The sequence below is a fragment of the uncultured Streptomyces sp. genome (genome assembly GCF_947488945.1).
Lineage (GTDB): Bacteria > Actinomycetota > Actinomycetes > Streptomycetales > Streptomycetaceae > Streptomyces.
The window spans coordinates 1-16,726 of the sequence record NZ_CANLBS010000015.1 but is presented as its reverse complement, the minus strand read 5'-3'; the positions used below and the strand labels follow the sequence as shown (position 1 = coordinate 16,726).

19 protein-coding genes and 1 tRNA gene are annotated in these 16,726 nt (G+C 73.3%); 14 read left to right on the top strand and 6 right to left on the bottom strand.

The window, feature by feature from the left end:
• Positions 1–7: 7 nt before the first annotated feature.
• A complete protein-coding gene (locus Q0994_RS22355) occupies positions 8–601 on the bottom strand; it encodes a 5-formyltetrahydrofolate cyclo-ligase (protein ID WP_299537769.1) in 594 nt (197 codons plus the stop codon).
• A 94-nt stretch (positions 602–695) separates the two neighbouring features.
• Here Q0994_RS22355 and galU point away from each other — a divergent pair, with 94 nt between their 5' ends.
• The 7 genes from galU to Q0994_RS22320 all read left to right on the top strand — a co-directional run bounded on the left by galU (position 696) and on the right by Q0994_RS22320 (position 6,284).
• Entirely contained in the window at positions 696–1,598 is a 903-nt protein-coding gene (gene galU, locus Q0994_RS22350) for a UTP--glucose-1-phosphate uridylyltransferase GalU (protein ID WP_299537768.1), read from the top strand.
• A 3-nt stretch (positions 1,599–1,601) separates the two neighbouring features.
• Positions 1,602–2,912 (top strand): gephyrin-like molybdotransferase Glp, encoded by a 1,311-nt coding sequence (gene glp / locus Q0994_RS22345; protein WP_299537767.1) that lies wholly within the window; start codon positions 1,602–1,604, stop codon positions 2,910–2,912.
• Positions 2,913–3,038: 126 nt separating this feature from the next.
• Positions 3,039–3,539 (top strand): cyclic pyranopterin monophosphate synthase MoaC, encoded by a 501-nt coding sequence (gene moaC / locus Q0994_RS22340; RefSeq protein WP_299537766.1) that lies wholly within the window; start codon positions 3,039–3,041, stop codon positions 3,537–3,539.
• Positions 3,536–4,072, top strand: a complete 537-nt coding sequence (locus Q0994_RS22335; RefSeq protein WP_299537765.1) for a molybdenum cofactor biosynthesis protein B — start codon at positions 3,536–3,538, stop codon at positions 4,070–4,072. The genes moaC and Q0994_RS22335 overlap by 4 nt, the downstream gene beginning before the upstream one ends.
• Positions 4,073–4,089: 17 nt before the next feature.
• Complete coding sequence (locus Q0994_RS22330; RefSeq protein WP_299537764.1) at positions 4,090–4,710, top strand: GNAT family N-acetyltransferase; 621 nt, start codon at positions 4,090–4,092, stop codon at positions 4,708–4,710.
• 224 nt (positions 4,711–4,934) lie between these two features.
• Positions 4,935–6,125 carry a gephyrin-like molybdotransferase receptor GlpR gene (gene glpR / locus Q0994_RS22325; protein WP_299537763.1) on the top strand — a complete coding sequence of 397 codons (1,191 nt, stop codon included), beginning with the start codon at positions 4,935–4,937 and terminating at the stop codon, positions 6,123–6,125.
• An 85-nt stretch (positions 6,126–6,210) separates the two neighbouring features.
• Positions 6,211–6,284: transfer RNA gene (locus Q0994_RS22320), tRNA-Ala, on the top strand.
• Positions 6,285–6,578: 294 nt separating this feature from the next.
• Here Q0994_RS22320 and Q0994_RS22315 read toward each other — a convergent pair.
• From Q0994_RS22315 to Q0994_RS22305, 3 genes are all read right to left on the bottom strand, one after another.
• Positions 6,579–7,445, bottom strand: a complete 867-nt coding sequence (locus Q0994_RS22315; RefSeq protein WP_299537762.1) for a YwqG family protein — start codon at positions 7,443–7,445, stop codon at positions 6,579–6,581.
• A gap of 67 nt (positions 7,446–7,512) precedes the next feature.
• The gene (locus Q0994_RS22310) at positions 7,513–7,977 is read right to left on the bottom strand and encodes a DUF4265 domain-containing protein (protein WP_299537761.1); all 465 of its coding nucleotides are present in this window, start codon (positions 7,975–7,977) and stop codon (positions 7,513–7,515) included.
• Positions 7,978–8,173: 196 nt separating this feature from the next.
• Complete coding sequence (locus tag Q0994_RS22305; protein ID WP_299537760.1) at positions 8,174–9,241, bottom strand: hypothetical protein; 1,068 nt, start codon at positions 9,239–9,241, stop codon at positions 8,174–8,176.
• 243 nt (positions 9,242–9,484) lie between these two features.
• Between Q0994_RS22305 and Q0994_RS22300 the strand changes: the two genes are divergently transcribed.
• Together Q0994_RS22300 and Q0994_RS22295 are read left to right on the top strand one after the other, a co-directional pair.
• Positions 9,485–9,949 (top strand): hypothetical protein, encoded by a 465-nt coding sequence (locus Q0994_RS22300; protein WP_299537759.1) that lies wholly within the window; start codon positions 9,485–9,487, stop codon positions 9,947–9,949.
• A gap of 101 nt (positions 9,950–10,050) precedes the next feature.
• Positions 10,051–10,392: a hypothetical protein gene (locus Q0994_RS22295; protein WP_299537757.1), complete on the top strand. Its 342-nt coding sequence runs from the start codon at positions 10,051–10,053 to the stop codon at positions 10,390–10,392.
• Between the two features lie 43 nt (positions 10,393–10,435).
• On the opposite strand, the gene Q0994_RS22290 is transcribed toward Q0994_RS22295, so the two are convergent.
• Positions 10,436–10,918 carry a GNAT family N-acetyltransferase gene (locus Q0994_RS22290; RefSeq protein ID WP_299537756.1) on the bottom strand — a complete coding sequence of 161 codons (483 nt, stop codon included), beginning with the start codon at positions 10,916–10,918 and terminating at the stop codon, positions 10,436–10,438.
• Between the two features lie 50 nt (positions 10,919–10,968).
• Here Q0994_RS22290 and Q0994_RS22285 point away from each other — a divergent pair, with 50 nt between their 5' ends.
• Positions 10,969–11,784: an exodeoxyribonuclease III gene (locus Q0994_RS22285; RefSeq protein ID WP_299537754.1), complete on the top strand. Its 816-nt coding sequence runs from the start codon at positions 10,969–10,971 to the stop codon at positions 11,782–11,784.
• Positions 11,785–11,885: 101 nt separating this feature from the next.
• Here Q0994_RS22285 and Q0994_RS22280 read toward each other — a convergent pair whose 3' ends face one another.
• A complete protein-coding gene (locus Q0994_RS22280; protein WP_299537976.1) occupies positions 11,886–12,527 on the bottom strand; it encodes a MerR family transcriptional regulator in 642 nt (213 codons plus the stop codon).
• A 168-nt stretch (positions 12,528–12,695) separates the two neighbouring features.
• Between Q0994_RS22280 and Q0994_RS22275 the strand changes: the two genes are divergently transcribed.
• The 4 genes from Q0994_RS22275 to Q0994_RS22260 all read left to right on the top strand — a co-directional run bounded on the left by Q0994_RS22275 (position 12,696) and on the right by Q0994_RS22260 (position 16,363).
• Positions 12,696–14,234, top strand: a complete 1,539-nt coding sequence (locus Q0994_RS22275; RefSeq protein WP_299537752.1) for an NAD(P)/FAD-dependent oxidoreductase — start codon at positions 12,696–12,698, stop codon at positions 14,232–14,234.
• A 26-nt stretch (positions 14,235–14,260) separates the two neighbouring features.
• Positions 14,261–15,163, top strand: coding sequence for an alpha/beta fold hydrolase (locus Q0994_RS22270; protein ID WP_299537975.1), 903 nt, complete (start codon positions 14,261–14,263; stop codon positions 15,161–15,163).
• Positions 15,160–16,044 (top strand): SDR family oxidoreductase, encoded by an 885-nt coding sequence (locus Q0994_RS22265; RefSeq protein WP_299537751.1) that lies wholly within the window; start codon positions 15,160–15,162, stop codon positions 16,042–16,044. Before Q0994_RS22270 ends, Q0994_RS22265 begins: the two co-directional genes overlap by 4 nt.
• A 133-nt stretch (positions 16,045–16,177) precedes the next feature.
• A complete protein-coding gene (locus Q0994_RS22260) occupies positions 16,178–16,363 on the top strand; it encodes a hypothetical protein (protein WP_299537750.1) in 186 nt (61 codons plus the stop codon).
• Positions 16,364–16,726: the final 363 nt, after the last annotated feature.

Below are 16,726 nucleotides of genomic sequence, written 5' to 3'. Positions count from 1 at the left end.
GTCGCGCTCAGCGGCCGAACCGCCGCGGGCCGGCGGGGGTGACGACCGCGTCCACGGGGTGGTCGTGCGGTTCCTCCGGGACCCGCGCGACCACCTCGTTCTCGTGGAGCAGCACGATCAGTGCCGGGTGCGCCCCGGCGGCCGCCAGCCGCGCCAGCACCCGGTCGTAGCTGCCGCCGCCGCGTCCCAGCCGCATCCCCCGGCCGTCCACCGCGAGGCCGGGCAGCAGTACCGCGTCCGCGTCGAGCACGGCGCCGGGACCCAGCCGGGGGCCGTCGGGTTCGAGCAGGCCGCGGCCCGCCGGACGGAGGCCGTCCGGCCCCCGGTACACGGCCCAGTCCAGGTCGTCGTCGGCCATCAGCACCGGCAGCAGCACCCGGGTGCCGTGCGCCCGCAGTCCGTCGACCAGGGCGCGGGTGCCCGGTTCCGCGCCCACGGAGACGTAGGCGGCCACGGTGCCCGCACCGGCCAGCTCGGGGAGGGCGAGGGCGTTGCGCCCGAGCAGCGTGTCGGCCGCGGCGAGGTCCCGCGGGGTCAGCAGGCGCCGTGCGGCGAGCAACGACCGGCGCAGCACGGGCTTCTGACGCTGTGGATCGTCCACCGGGACCTCACAAGGTTCTCGTATGGTGGTATAGGAGTACAAAGTTAACCGGACGGTCACCTTCCACCAAGATCAAGCCGTTATGGTTCGTCCCATGACTCAGTCTCGCCCCCGGATCAGCAAGGCCATCATCCCGGCCGCCGGTCTGGGCACCCGGTTCCTTCCGGCGACGAAGGCCACTCCCAAGGAGATGCTGCCGGTCGTCGACAAGCCCGCGATCCAGTACGTCGTCGAGGAAGCCGTCGCGGCGGGACTCGCGGACATCCTGATGATCACCGGGCGGAACAAGCGTCCGCTGGAGGACCACTTCGACCGGAACTACGAGCTGGAGTCCGCGCTCACCCGGAAGGGCGACGCGGAACGCCTCCAGCGCGTCCAGGAGTCGAGCGACCTCGCCACCATGCACTACGTGCGCCAGGGCGACCCCCGCGGGCTCGGTCACGCCGTGCTGTGCGCCGCCCCGCACGTGGGCGACCAGCCGTTCGCGGTCCTCCTCGGCGACGACCTGATCGACCCGCGCGACCCGCTGCTGTCGCGGATGGTGGACATCCAGGCGCGCGAGGGCGGCAGCGTCGTCGCGCTGATGGAGGTCGACCCCGCGCAGATCCACCTCTACGGCTGCGCCGCGGTGAAGCCCACCGGTGAGACCGACGTCGTGCGCGTCACCGGCCTGGTGGAGAAGCCCTCGCCGTCCGAGGCGCCCAGCAATCTCGCCGTCATCGGCCGGTACGTCCTCGACCCCGCCGTCTTCGGCGTGCTCCAGCACACCGAGCCCGGCCGGGGCGACGAGATCCAGCTGACCGACGCCCTCCAGCTGCTCGCCTCCGACGAGAGCATCGGCGGCCCGGTCCACGGGATCGTCTTCAAGGGCCGGCGCTACGACACCGGGGACCGCGGCGACTATCTGCGGGCCATTGTCAGACTCGCGTGCGAACGTGAGGACCTGGGGCCGGACTTCCGGACCTGGCTGCGCAGTTACGTCACCGAGGAGATGTAGTACGTGAGCGGCACGACCTGGACGGTGGACGAGCACCTCGGCGACATCCTCGGCGCGGTGTCGCCGCTCGAACCCATCGAGCTCCAACTGCTCGACGCCCAGGGGTGTGTCCTCGTCGAGGACGTGGTGGTGGAGATCGCCCTGCCACCCTTCGACAACAGTTCCATGGACGGTTACGCGGTCCGGGTCGCCGACGTCGAGGGCGCGAGCGAGGAGTTCCCCGCGGTGCTCACGGTGATCGGGGACGTCGCCGCCGGCAGCGACGGACTCCCCGACGGCCGGAGCGTCGGACCGGGCGAGGCCGCCCGCATCATGACCGGCGCACCGCTGCCCGCGGGCGCCGAGGCGGTCGTCCCGGTCGAGTGGACCGACGGCGGTTCGGGCGAGGGCCCGGCCGAGGGGATGCGCGCCCACAGCGACGCCCCCGAGGGCGCCGCCGGCCACGTCCGCGTCCACCGCTCCGCCCCGGCCCGCGCGCACGTCCGGGCCCGCGGCAGCGACGTCCGGCCGGGCGAGACCGCCCTGCGCGCCGGGTCGGTGCTCGGCCCGCCCCAGATCGGCCTGCTCGCCGCCATCGGCCGGGCGACGGTGAAGGTGCGGCCCCGCGCCAGGGTCGTCGTCGTCTCCACCGGCAGTGAACTCGTGCAGCCCGGAGAGCAGTTGGGCGGCGGCCAGATCCACGACTCCAACAGCTTCGCCCTGACGGCCGCCGCCCGTGACGCCGGAGCCATCGCCTACCGTGTCGGGGCGGTCGCCGACGACGCCGAGACGCTGCGCGCCACGATCGAGGACCAGCTGATCCGGGCCGACCTCGTCGTCACCACCGGTGGCGTCAGCGTCGGGGCGTACGACGTCGTCAAGGAGGCGCTCTCCCCCGCCGGGGAGGAGGACGGGACCGGCGGCGGCATCGACTTCCGCAAGGTGGCGATGCAGCCCGGCAAACCGCAGGGGTTCGGCATGATCGGCCCGGAGCACACCCCGTTGCTGGCCCTGCCCGGCAACCCGGTCTCCAGCTACGTCTCCTTCGAGCTTTTCGTACGGCCCGCCATCCGCACCATGATGGGGCTCGACGACGTGCACCGGCCCACCGTCCGGGCGGTGCTCCACGCGGAGAAGGCGCTCTCCTCGCCCGCCGGCCGCCGCCAGTTCCTGCGCGGTTCGTACGACGCCGCGGCCGGCACGGTGACCCCGGTGGGCGGCTCCGGCTCCCACCTCGTCGCCGCGCTCGCCCAGGCCGACGCGCTGATCGTGGTGCCCGAGGACGTCACCGCGGTGGAGCCCGGCACGGAGACCGAAGTGGTCCTGCTCGGCTGACCGGCGTCCGGTGGCGGTACGGTATCTGCCGCTGCCTCACCGGGGGACCACCCCGGGCCCCGGCCCGCGCCCGAACCGGGCGCGGACGCCGCGGGCGACCGGCGCCCTACCGCTAGGCGGAGTGAGTTGAGTACGGAGAACAGGCTGACGCACATCGACGAGGCGGGTGCCGCCCGCATGGTCGACGTGTCGGACAAGGACGTCACCGCGCGCGTAGCCCGCGCGAGCGGCCGGGTCCTCGTCTCGCCCCGGGTGGTCGAACTGCTCCGGGGGGAGGGCGTGCCCAAGGGCGACGCCCTCGCCACGGCCCGGATCGCCGGGATCATGGGCGCCAAGCGGACGCCGGACCTGATCCCGCTCTGCCACCCCCTCGCCGTCTCCGGCGTGAAGGTCGACCTGGAGGTGACCGACGACGCGGTCGAGATCCGTGCGCGGGTGAAGACCACCGACCGCACGGGGGTGGAGATGGAGGCGCTGACCGCCGTCTCGGTCGCCGCGCTCACCGTGATCGACATGGTGAAGGCGGTCGACAAGGCCGCGGTCATCACCGACGTACGGGTCGAGTCCAAGTCAGGCGGCAGGTCCGGCGACTGGGAACGGCCCGGCACGGAAGGGGCCCCGGCGTGAGCGGGACGGAGCGGCAGGGCTCCGCGGCGGCGCCCGGCGCGCCGTACCGGGCCCTCGTGATCACCGCGTCCAACCGTGCCGCCGCCGGTGTCTACGCCGACAAGGGCGGCCCGGTGCTGGCCGCAGGGCTCACCGCACTCGGCTTCTCGGTCGACGGACCGGTGGTGGTGCCGGACGGCGAACCGGTCGCCGAGGCGCTCCGCGGCGGAGTGGAGGCCGGCTACGACGTCGTCGTCACCACCGGCGGCACCGGCATCTCACCCACCGATCTGACCCCCGAGATGACCCGCCGCGTCCTGGACCGCGAGGTGCCAGGCATCCCGGAGTCGATCCGCGCCGAGAGCCGCGAGCAGGTCCCGACCGCCGCGCTCTCCCGAGGGCTCGCGGGTGTCGCCGGCTCCACCCTGATCGTCAACCTGCCGGGTTCGACGGGCGGAGTGCGGGACGGGCTCGCGGTCCTGGGCCGGATCCTGGTGCACGCCGTCGACCAGATCCGCGGCGGCGACCACCCCCGGCCGGGGAGCACGAGCTGAACGCCGCGTACTGGCCGGTGGTCCTGACGGACGGGGAGGTCGTGCTGCGGCCGATACGGCTGCGCGACCAGGCCGCGTGGCGCGAGGTCAACCGCCGCAACCGGGACTGGCTCAGACCCTGGGAGGCCACGGTGCCGCCGCCCGGCCCCGGCGCGCCGCCCGCCCAGCGCCCCACCTACCGCCAGATGGTCCGCCACCTGCGCGCCGAGGCACGGGCCGGCCGGATGCTGCCGTTCGCCATCGAGTACGAGGGCAGGCTGGTCGGGCAGTTGACCGTCGCCGGCATCACCTGGGGTTCCATGTGCTCCGCGCACATCGGCTACTGGGTCGACCGGAGCGTGGCGGGCCGCGGGGTCATGCCGACCGCCGTCGCGCTCGCCGCCGACCACTGTTTCCACCGGGTCGGGCTGCACCGCATCGAGGTCTGCATTCGTCCCGAGAACGCGCCGAGCCGCCGCGTCGTGGAGAAACTCGGATTCCGCGAGGAGGGGCTGAGGCCCCGTTATCTCCACATCGACGGAGCCTGGCGGGATCACCTGATCTTCGCGCTCACCGCGGAGGAGGCGCGGGACGGTCTGCTCCGGCGGTGGCAGCTCTCCCGTCCCGGACGGGAGCCGGGTGAGGGCGGGCCCGGCTGAGGGGCTGGGCAGCGGTGTGACGGCCGAGGGGCTCTCCGGAATACAGATGCACTCGTTATTAGAATAAGCGTTCGAATTTGATCGATGAATGACCGTTATCGACGCCGTAAGGAACGCCAGTTGATCCGAACAATCACAAAAAAAGTCCGTGATATCAGCCGGATCGTGCGACACACCGTGGCAATTGGCGGATCCCCGCGTGCAAACCCCTCTACGGTGTGAGCGTGAGCAGCAGCGGCCTGATCTACGCAGTCATCGTCGGGGCCTGGGCCGCCTACTTGGTGCCGATGTGGCTCCGCAGGCAGGACGAGCTCAACGAGGCCCGTCCGACGGAACGCTTCAGCACCGCCATCCGTCTGCTGTCGGGACGGGCGGCGATGGAGCGCCGGTACGCCAAGGAGTTGCGCGAGCGCGCCGCCGAGGAGGCGGGGCCCGACGTGGACCCGGAAGCGGAGACGGATCAATGGGATTCCGTCGACGTCCGGGCCTTCGCCGCGCCTCCGTCACACACCGAGGTCCGGCTCCAGGATCCCGCGCGCCCCGGGCCGCACGCCCCGGAGCGTCCGGCGGCCGGCCGGCCGGAGCCCCGCGACCGGCACGCGCCCGAGCGCGGGCCGCGTGAACCGGTCCACTCCGGTCCGCCCCAGCAGCGTTCGGCCCCGGCGGGTCCGCGCACGGCGGGGGCGGACGCCGAGCGCGCCCGACGTGCCCAGCGCACGCAGGTGCTCGCCCGCCGGCGCCGCACCACCACCGTGCTCTTCGTCATGTTCACCGCCGGTGCGGTCGTCGCGGCGGTCGGCGGCCTCGGCTTCCTGTGGGCGCCCGCCGCACCCGCTCTGCTGCTGAGCACGTACATCGTGCATCTGCGCGGACAGGAGCGACGCCGGTTCGCCTTCACCATGGACCGCCGTCGCGCCGAGGCGGCCGCGCAGCGGCTCCGGGAGAACCGGCCCCGCCGGCACCAGCCGTCGTCGTCCGCCCCGGCCGAGGGCGACGAGGAGTCCGAGGCGCGCCACCACGACGAGCCGGCGCCCGTGCCGACGGTCTCCCCGCAGGAGGCCGGACGCCGCGCCCTCGTCGAGCAGACGGACCACGCGGAGTGGGTGGACCAGCAGCGCGAGCGCGGCCGGGTGCAGGGCGACAGCTGGGAGCCGGTGCCGGTCCCGCTGCCGACCTACGTCACCGCCCCGGTCGCCCCGCGGGCCACCGGCGGGGTCGAGGTCAACGACCCGGAGACCTGGAGCGCGGCCCGCTCCAGCACCGCCGAGCCCGCCCACCAGGACGAGGCGCCCCCGGCCGTGGACCCGGCCCCGCGCCAGCGCACCGGCCAGTCCCGCCGCAACCGGGACCGGGGCCGCACCCCTCTCTTCGACCAGTACGACGACGAGGACAGGCCCCGCGCGGCCAACGAGTGACCCCGGTGGTCCGACACCTGCTGACCAGCGCGGGAACGGATTTCCAAGCACCCCCTGGAGGGTGCTAGAGTTTCACTCGTCGCAAGGGCCTGTGGCGCAGTCTGGTAGCGCACCTCGTTCGCATCGAGGGGGTCTGGGGTTCAAATCCCCACAGGTCCACACACGACAGTTCGCGAGTAGCACTCGTGAGCGTCACAAGATCCCGTCCGGTCGGAAGACCGGGCGGGATCTTGTCGTTCAACGGTCGTTCGCTGCCTGTTCGTGGTGGTGGAGCGTGGCGTGTCGGGTCCGCAGGCGGTTGGGCGGGTGCCTGGCCGCCGCCGGGGCATACGGCCGACGGCCTCCTCCCGGACCGAGGAGTGGATCCCGGACGGCTCAGCCGCCGCGGCGCGGGCAGCGTCCTCGCTCGGCAGACTCAGTGCGTACGGGACCCCGTCGGAGGCGTCGTGGTCATCAGCTGCACTGCCAGGTGAACATCGCCCGCTCGAAGCGCCGCGCGGCCAGATCCTCCGGGCGGATCAGCCAGTACAGGGCTCCGGCGTCGCCCCACATCATGTCAGCGGCGTCCTCGCTGTCGAACTGCGCCAACAGCACCCAGCCGGCGGCTTCCTCGGACAGCCGGGGGTCGTCCCGGGGCACCCCGCCGCCCAGGACCGCCTCCGCGATCTCGATCTCCACCGGGTTCTGGACGGAGTGGGCGTGGCCGCCGATCTGGTGCCCCACCTCGCCGTCGAACTCCCACAGCGCGTCGAGGAACTCCTGCGAGCAGACGGGATGGTCGTACCGGTTCCCCAGCGGGGCGCCCGGGGCGAAGGCGGCCCGCACGGACGGATGCCAGGGTTCGGTCGCCGTCATCTCCACCCGAGCGGTGAGCGGCACCACCGGATACGGCTTGAGCTCCGCGGGCGCCCCACGCTCCGCCGCCTCCGCGTCAGCCGCCACGTGGAGCACGCGGGCACCCGCCCAGCTCTCCCGGTCCTCAGCCAGAACGAGAGCATCGCCGTCGTCCGACTGTCCGTCGAAGTAGAAGAACAACAGCGTTCCTGCCGCGGGCAGATCGATGTCCAGCGCGGCCGTCGGCAGGCGTGCGCAGTCGATCGAGGCGACGAAGGAGAGCGGACCGTGCCCCTCCCACACCGGCCACTCCGCGCCGACAGGCAAGGCGGGAAGACCACCGAGGCGAGCCGCAGCGTCGTCAGTGTCGGTTGCCGTCTCAAGACGCATGCCAGGGCGAAGCAGTCCGAGCCACTTCTCGGCATCCTCGGACGACAGATGCCGCAGGGCGAGGGAGCGAAGGGCTTCTCGGGAACCATGTGCCATGGACCTGATCATCCACGGTGCCGCGGACAGGGACCTCGGCGGCCTCCCCGGCCGCGCACCCGGCAGCTCAGTCCGTGGCCGTGGATCTCCAAGCAGCGGTGACGCACCCTTCCTCCCGGCGCCACCAGCCCTCCGCCGCGCCGTGTTCCAGGAGCTTCCGGATCCGCGGCAGGTCCGCCCCCGGTGGGACATCCAGTGCGACCATCCGGAATCCCTCGATGCCTTCGCCCGTCGTGCCGAGCTTGTGGCATACCTTCAGGACGCTCTGCCGGGCTGCGGCTGAGCCGCCGTCCTTGAGCATGATCAACCGGATCGTGCAGTGCTCCGAAGATCGGACTGTCTCTCCGGCCCAGCGGATGCCCTCATCGTCGGCCTCCGCCCGGATGACGTCGTCGCAGGCGACGCCACGGACGAACCACGGGGTGTTGTCCAGCCGCACGGTGCCATCGCCGAGGTTTACGGCCCACAGGCTCTCGACGCTCGTCGGCGGCCAGCCGCCTTCGTCAACGTCCATCCTGAAGTGGACCTTCACATGGTCGTCACTGATGTGTGTCACGGCGCCGTCATCCCCGCCACGTGCACAGGATCGGACGGGGGAGCGCGGACGGAAGACGTCGAGCGGGGCGTCCGCCGAAGCGGAGCTTCCGTTCCGCGGCGAGACGTTCTTCCGACCCCGCGGATGACCCGGCGTTCGGGGTGGGGGCGCCCCGCCCTGCCGGGCCGGGCGTTCACCACGTCTCGTGCGCCGTGACCTCGTAGTGGTGCCGGACGGTGCCGCTCGGGGTCTCGGTGCGGGCGGAGAGCAGGATGCCGGTGGCCGGGTCGAGGGTGAGGTGGCAGGTCAGGGCGTCTTCCGGAAGCCAGGCGCTGCGAGGGGTGGGGGACGAGGGACGTGTCGTCGCGCGGATCGCGTGGGGGCCGGTGGCGGTGACGTCGGTGAGGCGGGACACGAGCCGGGCCGGGGTGAGGAGTTCGGCGAGGCGGGCGGTGGCCGGGTCCGTGAGGTCGGGGACGTAGTCGCCGGACACCGTGGTCGTACGGGGCGGCGGGCCGGGGGTGGTGACCCGCCAGGTCCGCGGCGGCGGGCCGGCGGTGTCCCGGCCGGTGCCGAGGGGCGGTGTCCCGTCCGGGCCGGTGGTGACATGGGCGCGCAGGCGTACGGGGTCGAGGAGGCCGGTCGCCATCCGGGCGAGGACGTGCGCCTCCCTCTCCTCCGGCCGCGTCCCCGGCCGGTCCGTCCGCAGGCCGCGCAGGGCGCCGGAGCGGAAGCAGCCGTGGGCGTCGTGGGCGCGGGCGCGCAGCAGCAGCCCGGTGGCCAGGTCCACGCTGACCGCCAAGACGGTCGCGGTCGGCGGGAGCCAGGGGTCCTCGGGCGCGGCGTTCCACGGGTGGGGGGTGAGCAGGACGTCGACGCAGGGCCGGCCGTCGCTCCACGCGGCCCGGCCGGAGGCGGCGCTCGCGGTGCCGGCGATGAGCCGGGCCGGGTCGGCGAGCGCGAGCAGCGGATCGCGGGCCGCCCCGGCGTCCCGGCGGAGGGCGGCGGTGGAGAGGCCGGTGAGCCGGCGGCGGACCGGTGCGGGGCGTCCGGCGGGGCCGGGGGCGTCGGGACCGTGTCCGCTCCAACGGGCGGCGTCCCGCCAGCCGTAGTGGCCGGCCGGTTCGAGCGGGGCGGGGCGGTGCTCCGTGCTCTCCGCCACCGCGTCGAAGCGGGTGTCCTCGGCCGCCGAGGCGGCCATCCTGCCCAGCGCCCAGCGGGCCAGCGCCGCCGGGTCGCCGGCCGGGTGAGGGGTCGCCATGGTCCTCGGTTCTTCCGTGACGGGGCCGGGACCCGCGGGGTCCGGGACGGCTGTGGTGGGACGGTTGCGGTGCGGGACGGCTGTGGTGCGGGACGCGCGGTGTGCCCCGCCCCTCTTGTCTACGACGGCCGGGCGCGCGGCGCACTTCGGCGGGCCGGTGTGCGCACTACCGGCCCGTCGGCGTGCTCCCTACGGTAGGGAGCACGCCCGCACGCCGGTGCGGGCGGCAGGGGGAGTGGTTCCGTGGAGGCAGAACTGGCCGCGCTCGCGGCCTCGGGGGCGACCGCACTGGTCGGACACATGGTGGAGGAGAGCTGGACGCAGGCGCGCGGGAGGGTCGCCCGCTTCTTCGCGCGGAGAGGGGGAGCGGAGCCGCCGCTCGAAGGGGAGTTGGACGAGTCGCGGGAGGACCTGCTGGCCGCCCGGGACGCCGAGGACGTCGAGGCCGCCGCGGACGTCGAGGCCCAGTGGCGTGCCCGCATGCGGCGCACCTTGCGGGCCGACCCTGCCGCCGCCGACGAACTGAGGTCCCTGCTGGCCGAGTTGGAGCGGGATACGGGTACGGTACCCGGGCGCGAGGTGCACAACACGATCACCGGCGACGTCCATGGTCCGGTCGTCCAGGGGCGGACGTTCCACGGGCTGACGTTTCACACCGGAGCGCCGGGAACGGCGTTCGGCGGGGCCGCTTCGGAACCTCCGCGATGAAATGAAGGGGACACCCGCCTCCGGGGCCGGGCGGTGGCTCCGGTGCGAACCACCGCGCCCTCGGGGCGGCGGGCGGCCAGGACGGGAGGAGGTGCGCTTCGTTGCGCGTACGGAGACTGGTGCTCGGGCTCTACGGGGACCCGGCGGAGATCGCGTGGGCCCGGGAGACCGTGCGGGCGGCGGTGGCGGGGCAGCCGGTGCGGCTGGTGCGGGAGGAACTGCGGACCGGCGCGGCGACGGCGGAGCAGTACGAGGAACTGCCGGTGCAGTGGGCGGCCGAACACCCCGGGCAGGAGCCCGGGGCGCGGGGGGCGGTGGAGCTGCGGGTCGGCGTCGTCTGCACGCCGAGGGTGGCCCGGCGGCTGCGGAGGGCGGTGCCCGACGCGCTCTGCCCGGCGGACGGGGCCGCGCACGTGTGCCGGGTGCCGTGGGCGCTCGGGTGAGACGGCCGGCGGCAGCCGCCCGCCGTCGGTCCCGCGACGCCCGTCAGCCCTGCAGCGGCTTCGCCATGCAGAGGGAGCTGTCGTACGTGCGGTAGTGGCCGAACTTCTCGCAGGGCTCGTATCCGCTCGACCGGTAGAGCGCGATGGCCTCCGGCTGCTTGTCGCCGGTCTCCAGCACCATGCGGGTGCGGCCCGCCGCGCGGGCGTCGTCCTCCAACATGCCGAGGATGCGGCGGGCGAGGCCCTGGCCGCGGCCCTCGGGTATCACGAACATCCGCTTGATCTCGGCGTCACCGTCCGAGTACCCCTCGTCGTTGGTCTCCTGGGCCCGCCAGGCGCCGGTCGCCACCGGGCGGTCCCGGTCGTCGTACGCCACGAGGTAGACGCCCCTGGGCGGGGCGAACATGGTCGGGTCGAGCGGGGTGATGTCGCCCTCGTCGCCGTACCGGGCGGCGTATTCGAGCTGCACCTGGTCGTTGAGCTTGACGGCGTCGGGGTGGTCGTACGACCGGCGCTGGATGTTCATACGGGTAAGGGTACATATGTGCCATGCACCGAAGTAGGTATGGTTCCCGCATGCTTACCGTGACCTCCGTCAACGTGAATGGGCTCCGGGCCGCCGCGAAGAAGGGCTTCGTCCCCTGGCTGGCGGAGACCGGGGCCGACGTCGTCTGCCTGCAGGAGGTGCGGGCCGAGCCCCAGCAGCTTCCCGAGGAGGTGCGCGACCCCGAGGGCTGGCACGTGGTGCACGCGCCGGCCGCCGCCAAGGGGCGGGCCGGGGTCTCGCTGTACTCCCGGCGTGCGCCGGAGCGCGTGCAGATCGGGTTCGGCGGATTCGGGGTCGAGGGCGCGGAGGAGTTCGACGCGAGCGGCCGGTACGTCGAGATCGATCTGCCCGGCGTGACGGTCGCCAGCCTGTACCTGCCCTCGGGCGAGGTGGGCACCGGACGCCAGGACGAGAAGGAGCGGTTCATGGCCGCCTTCCTGCCGTACCTCCAGGGTCTGAGGAAGCGGTCGGAGGCCGGGGGGCGGGAGGTCGTGGTGTGCGGCGACTGGAACATCGCGCACCAGGAGGCCGACCTCAAGAACTGGAAGTCCAACACGAAGAACTCGGGCTTCCTGCCGGAGGAGAGGGCGTGGCTGACCCGTGTCTTCGCCGAGGCGGAGTACGTGGACGTGGTGCGCGCCCTGCACCCGGACCAGGCCGGTCCGTACTCGTGGTGGTCCTACCGGGGCCGCGCCTTCGACAACGACGCGGGGTGGCGGATCGACTACCAGGTGGCGACCCCCGGGCTGGCCGCCCGCGCGGTGAAGGGCTGGGTCGAGCGGGCCGCCACGCACGGCGAGCGGTGGAGCGACCACGCGCCGGTGACGGTGGTGTACGAGCGGTAGCGGCCGTGGGGGCGCACAGGGCGTAGCGCCCGCGGGGGCGCACGAGGTCGGCCGGGTGCGCCCCTCGCGCCGGGCCGACCGCGGCGCTGCCCCGCCGGTCCTCAGTCGCCGGCGGGCGTCTCCCCGTCCGGCGCACGCAGTTTCCGGTCGAGTGCCATCGAGAGTTCCGCGTCGACCACCGCGCGGGCCAGCGGCCGCAGTTGGTCGGGTTCCGCGCCGGAAGCGTGGATGAGCAGCACCTCGACGAAGAGGTCCGCGAGCGATTCCGCGTGCTCGCGGACCCGCCGGCCGCTGTCCAGTACCGTCGCGAGCGGTACCCCGGCGCGTACCAGTTGGGCCGAGACCTCCAGCAGCCGACGGCTGATGTGCACGATCTCGTCGCCGTCCGTGGCGACATAGCCGAGGTCGAGGGCGCCCGCCAGGTTCTCCGGGGTGACCTCGCCCTCGAAGTAGTCGGCGAGCTGTTCGGGGGTGAGCCGGACCGGGGTCTCCTCGGTGGGCTCGCCCAGGCCGAAGGCCTCCGCGACGTCCCGTCCGCTGTCGAAGGTGGCGGCGAGGTCGGCGATCCCGTTGAGGGTGTGGCCGCGCTCCAGCAGTCCGGTGATGGTCCGCAGCCGGGCCAGGTGATGGTCGTCGTACCAGGCGATACGGCCTTCCCGGCGGGGTGGCTGGATCAGCCCGCGCTCCCGGTAGAAGCGCAGGGTCCGCACGGAGATCCCGGCCTCCTTCGCCAGTTCCTCCATGCGGTATTCGCGGTGCTCGCTTCCTCCGGCCACAGCCGCAGCCTATGTCGTACCGCAGGTAACTTTCCTCGTCCCGCCCCCTACCCATCAGTACGGCACTGCTCTACCCTCCGAACAGTGCCAGTGATTGCTGGCAGAGTCGGTGGACGTAGCGCGGGAGGCGGGAGCATGGCCCAGCACGAACATGTACGTGTGGCGGTGATCGGATCCGGATTCGGGGGCCTCGGGGCGGCGGTCCGGCTGCGCCGCGAAGGGATCACCGATTTCGTCGTGCTGGAGCGGGCCGGTTCGGTCGGCGGCACATGGCGGGACAACACCTATCCGGGCTGCGCCTGCGACGTGCCCTCGCACCTGTACTCCTTCTCCTTCGCGCCCAACTCCGAGTGGCCGCGCACCTTCTCGGGCCAGGAGCACATCCGCGCCTACCTGGAGAGGGTCGCCGACACCTTCGGTCTGCGGCCGCACATCCGGCTGAACCACGAGGTCACCCGGATGACCTGGGACACCGAGGCGCTGAACTGGGTCATCGGGTGCGGCAACGGCACCACCGTGGTGGCCGACGTCGTCGTCTCCGCGTCCGGACCGCTCTCCGACCCCAAGACGCCCGACATCCCGGGCCTCGCGGACTTCCCCGGCGAGGTCTTCCACTCGGCGCGCTGGGACCACGACGCCGACCTCGCCGGCAAGCGGGTCGCCGTTATCGGCACCGGCGCCTCCGCGATCCAGATCGTCCCGGCGATCCAGCCCGAGGTCGGCCGGCTCACCCTCTTCCAGCGCACCCCGGCCTGGGTCATGCCGCGCATGGACCGGCCGGTCAGCAAGGCCGAGCGCTGGCTGCACCGCACCGTCCCGGTTACCGGCAAGGCCCGCCGCGGACTGCTGTGGGGCATCCGGGAACTGCAGGTCAGCGCCTTCACGAAGTACCCGGACGGGCTCGGCCTCATCGAGTCCATAGCCAAGGCGGGCATGGCGCGGGCGATCAAGGACCCGGCGCTGCGCGCCAAGCTGACCCCCTCGTACCGGATCGGCTGCAAGCGCATCCTGCTCTCCAGCACCTACTATCCGGCGCTCGCGCAGCCCAACACCGAGGTGATCGCCTCCGGGCTGGCCGAGGTGCGCGGATCGACGCTGGTGGCCTCCGACGGCACGGAGACCGAGGTCGACGCGATCATCTTCGGCACCGGGTTCCACGTCACGGACATGCCGATCGCGGACCGGGTGGTCGGCGCCGGCGGCTTCACCCTGGCCGAGCACTGGAAGGGCGGGATGCGGTCGCTGCGCGGCGCCACCGCCGAGGGCTTCCCCAACTGGATGACGATCATCGGCCCCAACACCGGCCTCGGGAACTCCTCCATGATCCTCATGATCGAGTCCCAGCTGAACTACATGGCGGACTACCTGCGCCAGCTCGACGTCCTCGGCGGCCGGGTCGCGCTCGACGCGCGCGCCTCGGCGGTGGACGGCTGGAACGAGCGGGTGCAGAAGCGCATGGAGCGCACCGTGTGGAACACCGGCGGCTGCACCAGCTGGTACCTGGACGAGCAGGGCCGCAACACCACCGTCTGGCCCGGCACCACGGCCGACTTCCGGCGCGCCACCCGGTCGGTGGACCTCGGCGAGTACGAGGTGGTCCGGGCCGCCGCGGACGCGGTCCCGGCGCAGCGCGAGGCGTCGGGGCGCGCCGTCGCCGAGGAGGTCGCGGGATGAGCGCGCCCATCGGGGGGCACACCCCCATGCCGGTGGCCGGCAGCGAGCAGGTCGTCACCTCGGCCGACGGTTCGCGGATCAACGTCGAGCTGTACGGCGACGCCGACCGGCCCGCCGTGGTGCTGGCGCATGGCTGGACCTGCAACACCCGCTTCTGGGACGCCCAGATCCGGGACCTCGCGGTCGACCACCACGTCATCGCGTACGACCAGCGCGGCCACGGCCGCACCCCGGACGTCGGGCCCGGCGGGCACAGCACCGACGCGCTGGCCGACGACCTCGAAGCGGTCCTCGGCGCCACCCTCGCCCCCGGCCGCAAGGCGGTGCTGGCCGGGCACTCCATGGGCGGGATGACGCTGATGGCCGCCGCGCGCCGGCCCCGGCTGCGCGAGCACGCCGCCGCGATCCTGCTGTGCAGCACCGGCAGTTCCCGGCTGACCGCCGAGTCGCTGGTGGTGCCGGGACGCGCCGGCGCGCTGCGGACCCGGATCACCGGCGCCGTCATCGCGGCCCCGGCCCCGCTCGGACCGGTCACGCCCGTGTCGAAACGCCTCCTGCGCTACGTCACGATGGGGCCCGGCTCGCCGCCGGACCGGATCGACACCGTCGCGCGGATCGTGCACGCCTGTCCCCGCCGCGCCCGGGTGTCCTGGGGCCATGTGCTGGGGGCCCTCGATCTGGAAACCGGCGTACGGGAGTTGAACGTGCCCACCGCCGTGATCGTGGGCAGCGAGGACCGGTTGACGCCGCCCGTGCACGCCCGCGCCATCGCCTCGGCGCTGCCCAAGAGCCTCGGTCTGACCGAACTGGCGGGCATGGGCCACATGACACCGGTGGAAGCGCCGGAGGCGGTGACCGGAAAGATCCGGGAGCTTGTTGTGAAATATGTCGCGGGGGCCGTCGCGGCCGAGAAGGAGGATGTCGGATGAGCGGCAGTCGGAGTCTCGAAGGTCAGGTCGTCGTCGTCACCGGCGCGGCCCGCGGCGTGGGCGAACTGCTCGCCCGCAAGCTCTCCGCGCGGGGCGCGAAGCTCGCCCTGGTCGGCCTGGAGCCGGACGAGCTGAAGAACGTGTCCGAGCGGCTGCACGGCGAGAGCGCGCACTGGTTCGCCGACGTCACCGACCACGTGGCGATGGCCGCGGTGGCCGAGGAGGTCAAGGCGCACTTCGGCAAGGTCGACGTGGTCGTCGCCAACGCCGGCGTCGCCTCCGGCGGCCCGTTCGTCGACTCCGACCCGGACGCCTGGCGCCGGGTCATCGAGGTCAACCTCATCGGCGGCGCGGTGACCGGCCGGGCGTTCCTCCCGGTGCTGATGGAGAGCCGCGGCTACTTCCTCCAGATCGCCTCGCTCGCGGCGCTCACCCCCGCGCCGATGATGAGCGCCTACTGCGCCTCCAAGTCCGGGGTGGAGGCGTTCGCGCACAGCCTGCGCGCCGAGGTCGGCTACCGGGGCGTGAAGGTCGGCGTCGGCTACCTCTCCTGGACCGACACCGACATGGTGCGCGGCGCCGACGAGGACGAGGTGATGCGGGAACTGCGCTCCCGCCTCCCCTGGCCGACCAACCGCACCTACCCGCTGGGCCCGGCCGTCGACCGGATCGTCACCGGCATCGAGCGCCGCTCGGCCCATGTGTACGCCCAGTGGTGGCTGCGCGGCATGCAGTCGATAAGGGGTTACCTGCCGGCCGTCATCGGGGTGGTGGGACAGCGCGAGATGAAGCGGTTCGGACCGCGGCTGGAGGGCGTCCCCACCCGGCTGGTCGGGGCCGGCGGAGCGGCGGACCAGGCGGCGCGCGCCGTCCGTGAGTGAGGGCGCCGACGGCTCTTCCGGCACCGTCCGATGATCGAAATGCGCACTATGTCGGGTCGTGCAAGGCTGGGCGGGGCCGCCCTCGCGGGCGGTCTTCCCGCACTGCCTCACACATCCCACAGGAGTGAACAGCATGGGTATCGCAGACCAGTTCAAGGACAAGGCGCAGGAGCTCGCCGACCAGGCGAAGAAGAAGGGCGGCGAGGGCAAGGACACCGCCCAGGACCGCGCCTCGGACGCTCAGGACCAGGACCGGTCGGGTCTGCGCGACCGGGCCGAGGACGCGACGGACCAGGCGCGGGACCGCTTCGACCGTTGACGGCCCGCATCTGAGCGGCGGACCGGCCTCCGGGCCGGCCGCCCTCCGGCGGTCCGAGCGCCACGAGGGGCGCACCCGCGACACCGGGTGCGCCCTTTTCGCGCGCCCGGCTCGGGTCCTGCGCACCGGATGATCCCCGCACACCGAACCCGCGGGCCCCGTGCCCGCGCACCCCGATCCTGTGCACCCCGATCCTGTGCACCCCGGAACCGCGAACCCCGCTCCCGCACGCCCCGGAACCGCGCACCCGCCCCCGCGCCCGTACGCCCCCGCGCACCCGCTCCCCCCCCCGTTATCTTTTTCGCGGTCCTGCAATGGGGCCGCTGGCCTCCGGGCCCGGCATGACTGTTGCCCCCTGTCGAT

Bases quoted from the DNA above. Each gene is read 5' to 3' on its own strand.
- galU (WP_299537768.1), top strand. From the start codon at position 696: ATGACTCAGTCTCGCCCCCGGATCAGCAAGGCCATCATCCCGGCCGCC.
- Q0994_RS22275 (WP_299537752.1), top strand. From the start codon at position 12,696: ATGGCCCAGCACGAACATGTACGTGTGGCGGTGATCGGATCCGGATTC.
- Q0994_RS22280 (WP_299537976.1), bottom strand. From the start codon at position 12,527: ATGGAGGAACTGGCGAAGGAGGCCGGGATCTCCGTGCGGACCCTGCGC.
- Q0994_RS22315 (WP_299537762.1), bottom strand. From the start codon at position 7,445: ATGGCACATGGTTCCCGAGAAGCCCTTCGCTCCCTCGCCCTGCGGCAT.
- Q0994_RS22260 (WP_299537750.1), top strand. From the start codon at position 16,178: ATGGGTATCGCAGACCAGTTCAAGGACAAGGCGCAGGAGCTCGCCGAC.
- Q0994_RS22305 (WP_299537760.1), bottom strand. From the start codon at position 9,241: ATGGCGACCCCTCACCCGGCCGGCGACCCGGCGGCGCTGGCCCGCTGG.
- Q0994_RS22270 (WP_299537975.1), top strand. From the start codon at position 14,261: ATGCCGGTGGCCGGCAGCGAGCAGGTCGTCACCTCGGCCGACGGTTCG.
- Q0994_RS22290 (WP_299537756.1), bottom strand. From the start codon at position 10,918: ATGAACATCCAGCGCCGGTCGTACGACCACCCCGACGCCGTCAAGCTC.
- Q0994_RS22265 (WP_299537751.1), top strand. From the start codon at position 15,160: ATGAGCGGCAGTCGGAGTCTCGAAGGTCAGGTCGTCGTCGTCACCGGC.
- Q0994_RS22285 (WP_299537754.1), top strand. From the start codon at position 10,969: ATGCTTACCGTGACCTCCGTCAACGTGAATGGGCTCCGGGCCGCCGCG.